This window comes from Nitratireductor sp. XY-223 (assembly GCF_004959855.1).
GTDB lineage: Bacteria > Pseudomonadota > Alphaproteobacteria > Rhizobiales > Rhizobiaceae > Hoeflea_A.
The window spans coordinates 74,609-89,344 of sequence record NZ_SPNT01000009.1 but is presented as its reverse complement, the minus strand read 5'-3'; the positions used below and the strand labels follow the sequence as shown (position 1 = coordinate 89,344).

The following is a 14,736-nucleotide window of genomic DNA, read 5'->3' as shown; positions in this document are numbered from 1 at the left end:
TGGAACGATGGGCCATCGGCGCGGACCGTCGCAGCCATGCGGCACCGATGCCTTCGCAATATCTGAGAGCAACGCAACGATGAGCCGCCTGCCCAGCGGGCGGGCGCCTGCCGCATCAGTCAAGGAGCTCAATATGTCTAAATTCCTACAACGATTGACGATCGCCCTCGCCGCGCTGGCCGCCTCGACCGCCGTGGCGCTGGCCGATTTCGAGCTGAACGTGCTGCACTTCAATGATCTTCACAGCCGGATCCAGCCGATCAACAAATACGATTCGAGCTGCTCGGCCGACGACGAGACCGAGGGCAAGTGCTTCGGCGGCGTCGCCCGGCTGAAGACGGCGATCGACGAGCGCCGCAAGGCGCTCGACAATGTCCTGGTTCTGTCGGCCGGCGACAACTTCCAGGGTTCCGTGTTCTATACGGTCTACAAGGGCAAGGCCGAGGCAGAGTTCCTCGATCTTCTCGGCCTCGACGCCAATGTGATCGGAAACCACGAGTTCGACGACGGCGACGCCGTGCTGGCGACATTCCTCGACAACACCAACTTCCCGACCATCTACGGCAACGCGCTGATCGGCGCCAACAGCCCGCTGGCCGGCAAGATGGTGGAATACGTCATCAAGGATTTCGGCGACGAGAAGGTCGGCATTGTCGGCGCCGTCACCGCCGACACGGTCGAACTGTCGTCACCCAGCGAAGCGGTGCTCTTCATGGACCCGGTGCTTTACCTCAATGACGCGGTCAAGGCGGTCCGCGCAGCCGGCGCCACCAAGGTGATCGCGCTCACCCATGTCGGCATCGAGGAGGACAAGAAGATCGCGACGCAGGTCGACGGCATCGACCTCGTCGTCGGCGGCCACTCCAACACGCTCCTGTCGAACGCCAGCGACAAGGCGCACGGCCCCTACCCGATGATGCTGACCGGCCCGTCCGGCAAACAGGTGGCGGTGGTGTCGGCCTATGCCTATTCGAAATATCTCGGCGAGGTGAAAATCGTCTTCGGCGACGACGGCAACATCAAGAGCGCCACGGGCGATCCGATCCTGCTCGATGCCAGCATCAAGCCGGACGAGGCGATGGTCGCCCGCATTGCCGAGCTCGCGAAACCGATCGAGGAGGAACTGAAACAGGTCATCGGCACCGCCGCCGCACCGATCGACGGCAACCGGGCGAGCTGCCGCGCGCGCGAATGCGAGATGGGCAACCTGGTGACCGACGCCATGCTCGACCGCGTCTCCGGCCAGGGCATCTCGATTGCCATCCAGAACGGCGGCGGTCTGCGCGCATCGATCGACGCCGGCTACATCACCACCGGCGAGGTACTGACCGTCCTGCCGTTCCAGAACACGCTGTCGACCTTCAAGCTGATCGGCTCGGATGTCGTCGCCGCGCTCGAAAACGGTGTCAGCCAGGTGGAAGAGGGCGCCGGACGCTTTCCGCAGGTGGCCGGCCTCAAATACAGTTTCGACCTGTCGCTGCCGCCCGGCAGCCGCACCTCGAACGTCATGGTCGAGGACAACGGCCAGTACAAGCCGATCGACCTCAACGCCACCTATGGCGTCGTGTCCAATAACTTCATGCGCGCCGGCGGTGACGGCTACAAGGTCTTCGCAACGAACGGCAAGGACGCCTATGATTACGGCCCCGGCCTCGAAGAGGTGGTGTCCGCTTATCTGACGCAGAAATCGCCCTACCAGCCCTATGTCGGCGACCGCATCACCGAGGTGACGCCGAAGGAGGACATGGCGAAGGAAAGCGGCAGCGAAGCAAAGGCCGACGACACGGTTACGCAAGAGATCAAGGCCGTGCAGACCACCGCGAGCGAAACCGGCAAGCATGTGGTCGAGGAAGGCGACAATCTCTGGAAACTGGCCGAGAAATATCTCGGCGACCCCTTCAAATGGGGCGACATTGCCGAGGCCAATCCGGATCAGGACCCGCACAAGCTCGACGTCGGCCAGCAGCTCAACATCCCGGCCAAACAGAACTGACAAAAGAAACGCCGCCCGTCCGGGCGGCGTTCCGTCTTGCTTCAATCGCGCAGCTTGACGAGGTCGTTCATCAGGCCGCCGGTCCCGTTGTGAACCGTCAGGCGCTCGACCTTGCCGGCAATCTGCTCCAGAGCCTCCAGCTCCTTCAGCCTCAGCATGACCGGGTTCTCGGCCATGACCTTGGCGGTGTTGAGCAGAGAACGCGTGGCGTTCGTTTCCTCACGCCTGCGGATCACATTGGCTTCCGCTTCCTTCTGCGCGGCAACGACCTGGTTGAGGATTTCCCTCATGTCACCCGGCAGGATGACGTCCTTGAGGGCAATTTCCCCGACCTCGATGCCGATCTCGGCCATTTCAGACCGGACTTTCGCAGCCACTTCGGCGTCGACCGTGACCTTGTTCTCAAGGATCTGGTCGAGCGTCTTGACGCCCAGTGTCTTACGAAAGGCGTACTGCAGCGCCCTGTAGAGCGTTTCGGAAAAGTCCTTGACCTCCGAGGCCGCCTTAACCGGGTCAACGACCCGGTATTCGGCGGCAACGTTGATACGGATCGTCATACGATCCTTGGTCAGGACTTCCTGTCCGTTCACGTCGAGGGACTGCCTGCGCATGTCGACCAGCTTGACTGTAACCTTGCGGCCGGCATCCCAGAACATGTGCGATCCGGGACCAAGCGCGCGGGCGAATTCACCGTTGACGTAGAGCAGCCCGGTCTGTCCTTCAAAGACTTCGAACTGCGTTACACGCTCGGTCTTCGAAGCACGCATAAGGCGATTTGCCAGGTCTGCCGGAACTTCCAGCGATTCCGAAATATCGATCCGCTCGACGTTCCAGGGTCCGGCAGCGGTCCAGAACACGGTCCTAGCTTCCGGCTTCAGTATGCCGAACAGACGGCCGTCCCTGTACACGATCGCGACCTCGCCGCGGCTTGTGCGCACTTCGGTCAGGTGCCGTGCTGCCTCATCGGGCACTTCACGGAACAGCGCCCGGTCGAAGGACGATACGAATTCCGGGCTGTTGAGATCGTGGATCTCGACCTGCAGCATGTCGCGCTGATTGCGCAGCCAGTGCTCGCCCGGGGTTAGAATTCCCATGAAACGACCCTTGTAGAGCGCAACGGCACGCTCGTTTTCCCTGATCAGTACACGCTCGAAGCCGAACGCCTTGTCTATTGTCTTCCACATGAGATTCTCCATTCGTCGTCAACATCGCTACGTCATGCGCTGTTACGTCCTTTTCTGTTTCGCCGCTTCGGGCCACTCCACCCTGACTTCAGACAGACGAGCCGGCCTGCTCCCCCCGGGGTGGTGGCGGGGGGACGCGGATTCGTCCGATAGAAATTTCCTCGGCCTCGATACGCTCCAGGCGCCGCTTGGCCCATGAGTTCCGGAGCCGGCCAACCCTGGCCGGCGGCGTGCGACGGAGAGCGGGCATCGGGGAGCCGGAGCGAGGCAGCATGCCGCCGCATGCCACCGGGCCCGGGCCCGCCTTTGCCTTCATCCGTTGCAGGCCGTCCACAAGGGGCGCTGCCGGTTCCGGCCGGCGCGGCGGCGTGCCGCCGCGCTTGCCTCGACCGACCGCCCAGGCCGGCTCCAAAACCCTTATTGTCTAAGGCTCTCACACCTTAAGTGAGGAGGGACTCGAACCCTCAACCTCCAGATTACAGGTCTGGTGCTCTACCAGTTGAGCTACATGTGTCGCATAGCGGGAGTCGAACCCGCGGCCTCCGGTGTCGCGGACCGGCGCTCTATCCTCTGAGCTATGTGCGCGTCCCCGATCGCCGCTACGGTGCGTGTACACGGGGAACGCAGGGCGACCCGCGCCGGAGGAGCATCCGGAACTCCATCCGCTGCACTCGCATCGGTTTGTAACCGGGACGCGGCTTCTACTGCGAGCCGCATCCCATGGCAACAGCCTCCATGGAACTTTCATCAGCCCGATTGGGTTACAAAGGCGACTGTTGCAGTTACGCAACAGGCATAACGGGCCAACCCTGTTGAGATACATTCGCCAATTGCACGGCTCCGCTTGAAAAAACCCCGCTGCCGCATATGTTCCGAACGGACATGAAGCGGAAAGAACAATGAAGCACGCCGACAGCACCGATCTGAAATCCGTGGCCTCGCCGCTGCCCTCCGGCCATCCGGATGTCGCCTTCGGCAAGGTCGGTGTGCTGCTCGTCAATCTCGGAACGCCCGACGGTACCGACTACACGTCGATGCGCCGTTACCTGCGCGAGTTCCTGACCGACAAGCGGGTCATCGAGTGGCCGCGCGCGCTGTGGTACCCGATCCTCTTCGGCATCGTCCTCAACACCCGCCCCGGCAAGGTCGGCAAGGCCTATGAGAGCATCTGGAACAAGGAACTGGACGAGAGTTACCTGCGCACCTACACGCGCGACCAATCCGACAGGCTTGCCGAGGCGTTCAGGGCACATCCGGACATCATGGTCGACTGGGCGATGCGTTACGGGCAACCGTCGATTCCCGACCGGCTGAACGCCCTGAAAGACGCCGGGTGCGAACGCATCCTCTTGTTTCCGCTCTACCCGCAATACGCCGCGAGCACCACGGCGACGGTCAACGACAAGGCGTTCGAGACGCTGATGGCGATGCGCTGGCAGCCGGCGCTGCGCACCGTGCCGCCCTATCACGACGATCCGGCCTATATCGAGGCGATTGCCGCTTCGATCACCGGACACCTTTCGACGCTCGACTGGGAACCGGAGGTCGTCCTCGCGTCCTTCCACGGCATACCACAATCCTATTTCAAGAACGGCGATCCCTATCATTGCCACTGCATGAAGACGTCGCGCCTGGTGCGCGAGCGGCTCGGCTGGGACGACAGCAAGCTGATGACCACCTTCCAGTCCCGCTTTGGACCCGAGGAATGGCTGCAGCCCTATACGGACGAAACCGTCGGTAAACTGGCGAAGGACGGGGTCAGGCGCATTGCCGTCATCAATCCGGGATTTGTATCCGACTGCCTCGAAACGCTTGAAGAAATAGCCGGCGAGGCCGGCGAGATCTTCCACGAGAACGGCGGTGAGCATTTCACCCACATCCCCTGCCTCAACGACAGCCCCGCCGGCATGGCGGTGATCGAAACGGTCGTGCGTCGCGAGCTGCAGGGCTGGCTCTGAGTGCGCTGGCGCTTGGCCGCCTTCCACACGCAAAACCGGGACATGTTTGCAACTTTTCCGGCTTACACCCATCTTAACTGAGGGGGTCGCAAGCATGCCGACTGATTCGGCTGCTTACCAACCGGCCCGATAGCGGGAGACAATTCATGCCTTTCAGCGGTTTCGACATTGCGGTTCTTGTATTTGTTGTTCTTGTCGTCCTGATCCTGTTTGCCGGGATCAAGACGGTCGCTCAGGGATTCAACTACACGGTCGAGCGGTTCGGCCGCTATACGAAGACACTCGAACCCGGTCTCAACCTCATCATTCCGTTTGTCGACCGCATCGGCGCCCGCATGAACATGATGGAGCAGGTTCTGGACGTTCCGACCCAGGAGGTCATCACCAAGGACAACGCCTCCGTCGCCGCCGACGCCGTTGCCTTCTACCAGGTCCTCAACGCGCCGCAGGCGGCCTACCAGGTCAACAACCTGGAAACCGCCCTCTTGAACCTGACCATGACGAACATCCGTTCGGTGATGGGATCGATGGACCTCGACGAGCTCCTGTCCAACCGTGACGCTATCAACGACCGGCTGCTGCGCGTCGTCGACGAGGCGGCCAGCCCCTGGGGCATCAAGATCACCCGCGTCGAGATCAAGGACATCAATCCGCCGAACGACCTTGTCGACGCGATGGCCCGGCAGATGAAGGCCGAGCGCGACAAGCGCGCCGAGGTGCTGGAGGCGGAAGGCTCGCGAAACGCCCAGATCCTGCGCGCGGAAGGGTCCAAGCAGGCGGCCATCCTCGAGGCCGAGGGCACGCGCGAGGCCGCCTTCCGGGAGGCCGAGGCCCGCGAAAGGCTGGCCCAGGCCGAGGCGATGGCAACCAAGGTCGTGTCGGAAGCGATCGCTGTCGGCGACGTGCAGGCGATCAACTACTTCGTCGCCCAGAAATACACCGAGGCGATCCAGTCGATCGGCACCGCCAGGAACCAGAAAATCGTGCTGATGCCGATGGAGGCCTCGTCGCTGATCGGCTCGCTCGGCGGCATCGGCGCCATCGCCAAGGAAGTCTTCGGCGAAGGCGGACAACCGGCTGCAGGCGGCACGCCGCGCCGGGGCTCGGTGCCGTCGGCCGGCTTGCGGGATGACGAGACATGATCGAGCGTATCGTCGTCGAACTCGGCCCCTGGAGCTGGTGGGTCCTCGGCCTGGTCCTCCTGGCCGCCGAGATCCTGATGCCGGGCGTGTTCCTGATCTGGATCGGCATCGCCGCCATCATCGTCGGCGTCCTGTCGCTGTTCTTCTGGTCCGATCCCTTCTGGGTCTGGCAGGTGCAGATCCTCGTCTTCGCGGTTCTGGCCGTTGCCGCGGCGATTGTCGGACGCCGCATCATGGCCCGCAGCGGCAAGTCGGACGAGCCGCTGCTCAACAAACGCGGCGCCAGCCTGGTCGGCCGCACCGCGACCCTGTCCGAGCCGATCAGCGAAGGCCGCGGCCGCATTCGCATCGACGACACCACCTGGGTGGTGAGCGGCCCGGACCTGCCCGTCGGCGCCCGTGTGCGGGTCGTTGAGAGCGCCGGCCGGGAATTGCGCGTCGAGGCCGAATAGAAAGGGTTTCGGGCCCGTCTGCCGGCTGCGCTGTAAAGGAAGCCTTAACCACGACGCTTTACGGTTTGACAAGATTTCAAACCGGTTCAGGCCACCCGTCCATGGCGTCGAGCAAGCGCGTTTTCGAAAGTACTGGGTTTGCCGCATCCCCGCCGCGGGCGGGGTTGCTGATTCTTGCGGCCGTCGCATGCCTTTCCGCCCCCGGCGAGACCCGCGCGCAGGCGCTCAGCAACGAAGACCTTCTATTGCGCGGCATCACCGATGACGGCGGGCTCAGCGCCGCCGAGCGGCGCCGGCTTCTGCGCGCGGCGGAACGCATCGGCGAGGACCCGGTCGAGGATGAGCCGGTGGCCGAGCCGCCCCTCATCCTCGAGCCCATCGAGCCCGTACAGAGCGCCGACACAACGAACCCGCGCTCACAGCCCGTCGCCGTCCAGGAGAACAGGCGCGACGATCCGGATCCCTTCGAACCGGTCGGCATTCGCGTCGGCACATTCGTGATGCGCCCGTCGGTGACGCAGCAGATCGCCTACGAGCACGATAACGACGGAACCGAGACCACTTCCAGGACCTACAGCCGGACCGTGCTCGACACGGACATCGAGTCGGACTGGTCGCGGCACCAGCTGGTCATCGGCGCCGAACAGGTCATCGACAAGACGATCAGCGGCGACGGAGCGGAAGACCCGCAGACCTCGGTCAATGCGGATCTCAGGCTCGACATCTCCTCGACGACGACGGCCGATCTCAGTTTCGACTACCAGTTCGGCCGCGAGAACCAGACCGACGCCAACGCCATCAACAACGCCATAGCCCAGGCCGAGGTCCATACATTCGACGCCTCGGCCTCGCTCACGCATCTGTTCGGCTCGTGGCGCGGCACGGCAACGGTCGACGGCGGCCGCACGACCTTTGGAAGCGCCGAGTTGTCGAACGGCACCCTCCTTTCGCTGTCCGACCGAAACGAGAACAACTACACCGTCACCCTGCGCGCCGGACTGGAAACCGGATCGGCCTACCGCCCCTTTGTCGAGGGCGATTTCGGCCAGATCATCTATGATGACACGCTCGATTCCTCGGGATTCGCCCGCTCATCGAGCACCTACGGACTGCGCGCCGGTGTCGCGACCGATTTCGGCGAGAAGCTCACCGGCGAGGTTTCGGTCGGCTATGCGCAGCGCGACATCGACGACAGCCGGCTCGAGCCGATCAAGGCGTTCACCATCGACGGATTCGCGACCTGGTCGCCGCGCCGCGGTACCAATGTCCTGATGGGTCTTTCCACGTCCCTCGAAGATTCGACGACGGCCAATGAATCCGGCTCGGTCTACTATGCGGCGACCGGCGAGATCACCCACCGCATGCGCACCGATGTTCAGGCGAGCGTCAGCGGCGTTGTCGGCTGGCGCGACTATGTGGGCCCGACACCGAACCAGACGGTGGTCGGCGCCGGCGCCGGCTTGACCTGGTGGCTCAACCGCTACTTCGCCGTTGACGGCGGCGTCACATATGAGCGCAGGTTCAACGATGGCGGCACCGAGGAAGACGATCTGTTCGTCGGTGTCGGCGTCAAGATGCAGCGATAGCAGGAACGCGGCCGGCCGGGGTCACTTCAGTTTCGCGCGCACGTCCTCAACGGACCTGGCCTCGACTTCCGCTGCCGCATTTCCCCAACTGTTGCGTATATAGGTCAGAACGTCGGCGACCTCGGCGTCGCTGAGCCGCCATCCGAGCGCCGGCATTGCCGGCGCGGTCGGTGCCTTGTCGGACGATGCGCCCTGTACGCCCTCGATCACCACCCGGGCCAGCGTGTCGGTCATTTCCTGCTGCACGGCGGCGCTGCCCGCAAGCGCCGGAATGAGATTGCGCGCCCCGTCGCCGTCGGTGCCGTGACAGGCCGCGCAGTTATCGCGGTAGACCGCGCCGCCCGCAACCATGCGCGGATTGTCCGCCGCCACCGGCGTCGGCCTGGCGCCGTCGCTTCCGGCAAGGCTCTTGAGATAAGTGGCGATCGCGCGCAGGTCGTCGTTCTTCATTTTCGAGGTCGAGGCCTCGATCACCTCCCGCATCGGGCCCGAGGCCACCGCCCTGCCTGACGTGCCGGTCGCCAGGTAGGCGACGATCTCCTCCTCGCTCCAGCCGCCAAGGCCGCGCCAGGCATCGCCGGTGATCTCGGGCGCGAACCAGCCCTGCAGCAGCGCGCCCTGCAGGTACCTGTCGGCGACGTCGCCTCCGGTGACGTTCTTGGGGCTGTGGCAGGCCGCGCAGTGGCCGGGCCCGCGCACCAGATAGGCGCCGCGATTCCACTGGTCGGACCGATCCGGATCCCGCTGGAACGGCCCGGGCCGGAAGTTGATCTCGTTCCAGCCCGCCATGGCTTCGCGCTCGTTGAAGGGAAACGGCAGCAGATTGGCCTCGACCGCGTTCGAGACCGGCGGCACCGTCTGCAGCCAGGTCCACAGGGCGTCCACATCCCTTTGCGGCATCAGCGCATAATAGGGATAGGGCATCGCGGGATAGAGCCGCTTGCCGCCCCGGCCGATGCCCCTGTGCATCGCGCCGCGGAAATCCTCCAGGCTCCACCGGCCGATCCCGGTCTCGACATCGGGGGTGATGTTCGGCGGCACGATGGTGCCGAAGGGCGTTTCGATGGGATCGCCCCCGGCCAGCAACGCGCCGCCCGCTTTCGTGTGGCAGCCGCTGCAATCGCCGAGGACCGACTGGTAGTACCCGTTGTAAAGGACGTCCGCCTGGACAAGGCCGTCGGCGCGGGCGGGTGCGCTCACAGCGAGGAAGAGACCGATGACGGCCCAGCCGGCGAAACGGAGCAGGCCGCCGTGCCTCATCGCGGCACCAGCGCCGCACCGGGGTTGCGCAGATACTGCTCGCGGATGGCGCGGGCCGTTCGAAACGCCAGCGCACCGACCGTTCCGGTGGGGTTCTTTCCAGTATTCTGCGGAAACGCCGATGCACCGATCACGAAGACGTTGGGCACATCCCAGCTCTGCAGCCAAGGATTGACCGCGCTGGTTGCCGGATCGGCGCCCATGATCGCCCCGCCGACATTGTGCGTGCTTTGGTAGACGGCCGAGTTCCAGCCTTTCGCCACGCGCGATATGCTGTATTTCGGCGCGCCGGACGCCTTGGCGATGTCTTCCATCCGGTCGGAAACCCAGTCAGACATGCGAACGTCGTTGTCGGTAAAGTCGAAAGTCATGCGCAGGAGCGGCCTGCCGTGACGGTCCTTGTAGGTCGGGTCGAGGTCGAGATAGTTGCCGCGTGCGGCGTAGCTCGATCCCTGCGAGGTGAAGTGCAGCGTATTGGAATAGTACTTCGCCGTCGCCTTCTTCCACTCCGAGCCCCATCTGGGCGTGTGGTGCGGCAGGTAACGCGTTTCGATCGGACGGCCATTGGTGGGTAGGCAATTGATGCCCGAGCCGCCGACGAAACCCAGCCCGGAGTGATCGAACGCGTCGCCGTTGTAGTCGTCGCATGTCTGGCCGAGCGCACCGGCCGCAATGAACGGATTGAAGGTCTTGTCGTCGAAGAACAGCTTGGCGCTGGCATTGGTCTGGTAACAGTAGTTGCGGCCTACGGTTCCGGTCTGGGTCTGCGGGTCGTAGATCTCGCCGATCCCCGAGAGCATCATCAGCCGTACGTTGAACAGGCCGTAGGCGCACAGCAGCACCAGATCGGCCGGCTGGAAATATTCTTCGTTGCTGCTGTCCACGTAGGTGACACCGCGTGCCGTCTCGCCGCCCGGCGCGAGGTTGACCTCGAGCACCTCGCACAGGGTGCGCGCCTCAAAGTTCGAAAAGCGCATCAGCGCCGGCAGGACCGTCGTCTGCGGCGAGGCTTTCGCGTAGTTGGCACAGCCGAAACGCTCGCAAAAGCCGCAATAGCTGCATTGCGACATGGCAACGCCCAGCGGATTGACATAGTTCTGCGACAGGTTCGCCGACGGGCACGGGAAGGGATGGAGCCCCATCCCGCTGGTGATCTCGGCAAACAGGCTCGGCCCGTAGGTCATCTGCATCGGCGGCAGTGGGTAGTCCCGGCTGCGCGGGTCTTCGAACGGATTGCCGCCGGGCTGGATGGTGCCGTTGATGTTGCCGGCCTTTCCCGAGATGCCGCACAGATATTCGAAGCGGTCGTAATACTCTTCGAGCTCCGCCCCCGTCACGCCCCAGTCCTGCACGGTAAGGCCCTCGATCGCCTGCGCGCCGTAGCGCTCGACCAGGTGGCTGCGGGTTCTGAAATCGCTGTCCCAGAACCGCCAGGTCTGGCCGTTCCAGTGCACTCCGGCCCCGCCCACGCCGTTTCCCGGCAGAAACGAGCCGTAGTCGCGCATCGGCAACGCCACCTGGTCGACATTGTTGCGCATGGTGATTGCTTCGGTGCGCGGCTGCAGGAACAGGTCGCGCCGCACGGCAAAGCGCAATTCATCGGGCATGACACCGATGTTGAACGAGGTCGCCGTGTCCCGCCATGGCCCGCGCTCGATGGCGACGACGTCGAGGCCTTCCTGCGCCAGTTCATGCGCCAGGATCGACCCCGTCCAGCCAAGCCCGACGATCACCACATCCTTGCGAGGCAGTATGTTCGTCATGATCAGCCGCCCTTCCGCACCCAGTCCGCATTGCCCATTATGGACATCGGGTCGAACGGATAGGGCTGGTTGTGCTGTCCCACGAAGGGTCGGTAGTCGTAGCGCGCGCCGGGAAAGCCGACCATCTTCCAGCCCGCCATGTCCCTGTTGCCGCCATAGACGGGATCGGCAAAAAAACCCTCCATCACGTTCTTCAGCATGAGTTCGAAGAATGCCTGCCCGTCCACGCCGTCCGGAAGCGTTACCTTGTCCGCCTCCAGTTCCTTGAGGAGCGCATCCTGCTCGTCCGCCGACCACGCCGCGAACGCCTTGCCGGGCGTTTGCGCCTCGACATGGGCGGCGATCGCCGCCAGGCCCGCACGGTAGCGCTCGGCCGGCGTTTGCGAACCCTGGTAGCCCTGGGTCGCAAGCCCCTTTTCGAACGGTCCGTTCATGTAGAGCCGCGAGGCGCTGCCGTAGGACCCCATCAGCTGCGCATCGATAAAGGTGACGCAGCCGGCTTCGCTGGCGCTGACGCTCAGCTCGTCGGCGGGAACGATGCGGTCGGCGATCGCCGAAAGCAGTTCGGCCTCGGCTTCGGTGAAGAACAGGCGCTGCCCCTCCGGAACCGGTTCGGGCGGGTCGGCGCTGAACGCCTTCCACGGCAGCGCCCCCGAAACGGTGGCGCCATGGGCCTGCGGCTTCAGCGACAGCGCGGCGAAGGATGCGGAACCGAGCAAAAAGGCCCGCCGCCTGATATATCCCTTTTGAAGATGACCCCTGGCAGAGCCAGGGTCCTTGTCCAGCCCAGGCACGCGACCGCCCCGCTATTGTGATCCATTCGCCCGCTAAACATGAAACGCTTCGCGCCGCGCCGCAACAGGCAATGGCAATTTTTGGCCTGGCAAGGCGGGTCGGATCGGGCGGGGATCAACATTCGGCGCATGGCCGGTCGCGCCTAGTCACCAACCTCGATCATGACCTTGCCGTGGCTCTTGCGCGGCGCACGCAGATATTTCCACGCCTCCGCGTATTCTTCCATCTGGAAAACCCGGTCGATGCTGGGCCGGATCCGACCTGATTCGAGGGCGCTGTAGACAAAACCGAGCCCCTTCTCCTTCCAGTCCGCGTCCTCGATATAGTTGAACAGTGAATAGGGCTTGAAGGTTGCGTTCGCCTGATAGAGATCCATCATCGGCAGTTCAGGCAGTTTTTCATCAAGCGTGCCGTAGGTGAATATCTGCGCATCTTTTGCAAGGGCCTTGCTGTATTTCGAGATCATTCCGGCACCGATGGAATCAAAGACAGCGTGCAGGCCCACGCCACCGGTGAACTCCCTTAACGCTTCCGGCAGACCTTCGCCCTCGCCGAAATAAACGTGGCTGGCTCCGGCTTGCATCAGGTAATCGCAGTTGTATTCGAACCTGGAAGTCCCGATCATGTTCGCACCGCTGATCTTGCCGATCTGAAGCGCCGAGCTGCCGGCCGTGCTGGTCGCCGCGGTGACCAGGATATTGACGCCGGGCGCGGCCTTTGCGAGTTCGGCAATCGGATAATATGCGGTCATGAACTGCATCCAGATCGAACCGGCCTCGACCGCGCTCATGCCGTCCGGCGCTTTCGTCAGGTACCGTGCATCGATCAACACCGTGTCGCCGCTGACGCCCTTCATGTCGTAGAAATAGGGGAGCGTGCAGTAGCGCGCGCCCATTTCAATATCCGTCACCCCTTCCCCGATCTGGTCGACGATGCCCACCGCCTCACAGCCGATGCGCGCCGGCAGTTCGCTGAAGTTGAAGGAGTAGCGGCCCTGCATGAGGTCCATGTCGCCCCAGTTGAGGGCAAACGCTTCGACTTTCAGTCGGACCTCGCCCGGACCGGCGTCTTTCGGGGTGTATTCCCTCAATTGCAGCCCGGATATTCCGGAATATTCGGTGATGACCCATTCGCGGTTGGTTTGAGACATTGGTATCGGCTTCCTGATCTTGATTTGCTCCCGATTTGCGTTCGCTGGGCTCAATGTCCCCGACGCAATTCGCAATGTGCTTACACCGTTGTTGGTGCGTGACTGGCAGCGGACGAAGCCTGCTGTTTCTCGAGATCGGATTGCATTTGGTCCTCCCATTATTCTTTGTGTTCGGCAGCCATCCTATAAATTATACAAACTTTATGCAAGTAATTATACAAACTTTATGCAAAGCAGCTCGGTGGCGTGCGATCACCACCAGCGGCAAGGCCGTTTCCAGCAGTTTTTGACTGGGAGGCCGACAGCCGCACGCTGCCGCAAGCCGGCGGTTACCGTCCTGCGTTCGTCATACGGGATTTATTTGCGAAAGGGATCGGCCTCCAAGGGGCCGTGCCCTACAGTGCCTCGAGCATGCGCCGCAGGTCGTCCTCCACCTTCTCCCGGATGTCCTCACGGGTCAGGGCGAACGACACGTTGGCCTTGATGAAGCCTTCCTTCGATCCGCAATCGAAGGTATTGCCGCGGAAGCGGTACGCCGAGAACGGCTGATCCTCGGCCAGTTTCAGCATCGCGTCGGTGATCTGGATTTCGTTGCCGGCGCCCTTTTCCTGAGTCGCGAGAATGTTGAAGATTTCTGGCTGCAGGATGTAGCGTCCGTTGATGAAGTAATTCGACGGCGCGGTTCCCGGTGTAGGCTTTTCGACCATCGCATCGATCCGGAACCCGTCGTCGCCGATGTCCTCGCCGACGCCGACGATGCCGTAGCGGTGTGTTTCCTCCTCGGGAACCTCTTCCACCGAGATAACGTTGCCGCCGACCTTGCCGTAGAGTTCGACCATGCCGGCAAGGCAGCCGCGCGCGTCCTGCATGACCATGTCCGGCAGAAGCAGCGCGAATGGCTCGTCGCCCACGAGCTCGCGCGCGCACCACACGGCATGGCCGAGACCGAGGGGCTCCTGCTGGCGGGTAAAGCTGGTCTGGCCGGGTTTGGGCTGCAATGTCTGCAGGTTGCTGAGCTCGTCGGTTTTGCCGCGGTCGCGCAGGGTATCGTAGAGCTCCACCTGGATGTCGAAATGATCCTCTATGACCGCCTTGTTGCGGCCCGTGACGAAGATGAAGTGCTCGATGCCGGCGGCGCGCGCCTCGTCGACGACATACTGGATCACCGGCTTGTCGACGACGGTCAGCATTTCCTTGGGGATCGCCTTGGTCGCCGGGAGGAACCGCGTCCCGAGGCCCGCCACCGGAAAGACCGCTTTTCTGACCTTGCCCTGCTGCGCCATTGATTTGTGCCTTTCCTCTCGCCTTGAAGCCGCCCCAACGCCAATACCAGCCGCTCCGGCCGCATGCACGCGCATTGTCGTGCGCGCGCCTTCTTATGGTTAAGAGATTATTGATGCGTCAACGCTATATTGGCCGGACAGTGTTGAAAACCGTCCCGAGGTGGTCTTTT

General features: G+C 63.2%; 11 protein-coding genes and 2 tRNA genes. 5 read left to right on the top strand and 8 right to left on the bottom strand.

The window, feature by feature from the left end:
* The first annotated feature begins 133 nt into the window (after nt 1-133).
* Nucleotides 134-1,993 carry a 5'-nucleotidase C-terminal domain-containing protein gene (locus E4M07_RS23510; protein ID WP_136660860.1) on the top strand — a complete coding sequence of 620 codons (1,860 nt, stop codon included), beginning with the start codon at nt 134-136 and terminating at the stop codon, nt 1,991-1,993.
* A gap of 41 nt (nt 1,994-2,034) precedes the next feature.
* On the opposite strand, the gene E4M07_RS23505 is transcribed toward E4M07_RS23510, so the two are convergent.
* The 3 genes from E4M07_RS23505 to E4M07_RS23495 form a co-directional block, all read right to left on the bottom strand.
* The gene (locus E4M07_RS23505) at nt 2,035-3,177 is read right to left on the bottom strand and encodes a slipin family protein (RefSeq protein WP_136660859.1); all 1,143 of its coding nucleotides are present in this window, start codon (nt 3,175-3,177) and stop codon (nt 2,035-2,037) included.
* Nucleotides 3,178-3,625: 448 nt separating this feature from the next.
* Nucleotides 3,626-3,683, bottom strand: a tRNA-Thr gene (locus E4M07_RS23500).
* A 5-nt stretch (nt 3,684-3,688) separates the two neighbouring features.
* Nucleotides 3,689-3,762 (bottom strand) — tRNA-Arg (locus E4M07_RS23495).
* 314 nt (nt 3,763-4,076) lie between these two features.
* On the opposite strand from E4M07_RS23495, the gene hemH reads away from it, so the two are divergent.
* From hemH to E4M07_RS23475, 4 genes are all read left to right on the top strand, one after another.
* On the top strand, nt 4,077-5,135 hold the full coding sequence (gene hemH / locus E4M07_RS23490; RefSeq protein ID WP_136660858.1) for a ferrochelatase: 1,059 nt from the start codon (nt 4,077-4,079) through the stop codon (nt 5,133-5,135).
* Between the two features lie 146 nt (nt 5,136-5,281).
* A complete protein-coding gene (locus E4M07_RS23485; RefSeq protein WP_136660857.1) occupies nt 5,282-6,277 on the top strand; it encodes an SPFH domain-containing protein in 996 nt (331 codons plus the stop codon).
* On the top strand, nt 6,274-6,729 hold the full coding sequence (locus E4M07_RS23480) for an NfeD family protein (protein ID WP_136660856.1): 456 nt from the start codon (nt 6,274-6,276) through the stop codon (nt 6,727-6,729). The genes E4M07_RS23485 and E4M07_RS23480 overlap by 4 nt, the downstream gene beginning before the upstream one ends.
* 164 nt (nt 6,730-6,893) lie before the next feature.
* Nucleotides 6,894-8,315: an outer membrane beta-barrel protein gene (locus E4M07_RS23475; RefSeq protein WP_169054364.1), complete on the top strand. Its 1,422-nt coding sequence runs from the start codon at nt 6,894-6,896 to the stop codon at nt 8,313-8,315.
* Nucleotides 8,316-8,336: 21 nt separating this feature from the next.
* Here E4M07_RS23475 and E4M07_RS23470 read toward each other — a convergent pair whose 3' ends face one another.
* The 5 genes from E4M07_RS23470 to galU form a co-directional block, all read right to left on the bottom strand.
* Complete coding sequence (locus E4M07_RS23470) at nt 8,337-9,575, bottom strand: cytochrome c (RefSeq protein ID WP_136660854.1); 1,239 nt, start codon at nt 9,573-9,575, stop codon at nt 8,337-8,339.
* Nucleotides 9,572-11,338 carry a GMC family oxidoreductase gene (locus E4M07_RS23465; RefSeq protein WP_136660853.1) on the bottom strand — a complete coding sequence of 589 codons (1,767 nt, stop codon included), beginning with the start codon at nt 11,336-11,338 and terminating at the stop codon, nt 9,572-9,574. Before E4M07_RS23465 ends, E4M07_RS23470 begins: the two co-directional genes overlap by 4 nt.
* Nucleotides 11,339-11,340: 2 nt before the next feature.
* Nucleotides 11,341-12,057 (bottom strand): gluconate 2-dehydrogenase subunit 3 family protein, encoded by a 717-nt coding sequence (locus E4M07_RS23460; protein ID WP_246660572.1) that lies wholly within the window; start codon nt 12,055-12,057, stop codon nt 11,341-11,343.
* Nucleotides 12,058-12,275: 218 nt separating this feature from the next.
* Nucleotides 12,276-13,283 (bottom strand): zinc-binding dehydrogenase, encoded by a 1,008-nt coding sequence (locus E4M07_RS23455; protein ID WP_169054363.1) that lies wholly within the window; start codon nt 13,281-13,283, stop codon nt 12,276-12,278.
* A 395-nt stretch (nt 13,284-13,678) separates the two neighbouring features.
* A complete protein-coding gene (galU, locus tag E4M07_RS23450; protein ID WP_136660851.1) occupies nt 13,679-14,566 on the bottom strand; it encodes a UTP--glucose-1-phosphate uridylyltransferase GalU in 888 nt (295 codons plus the stop codon).
* Nucleotides 14,567-14,736: the final 170 nt, after the last annotated feature.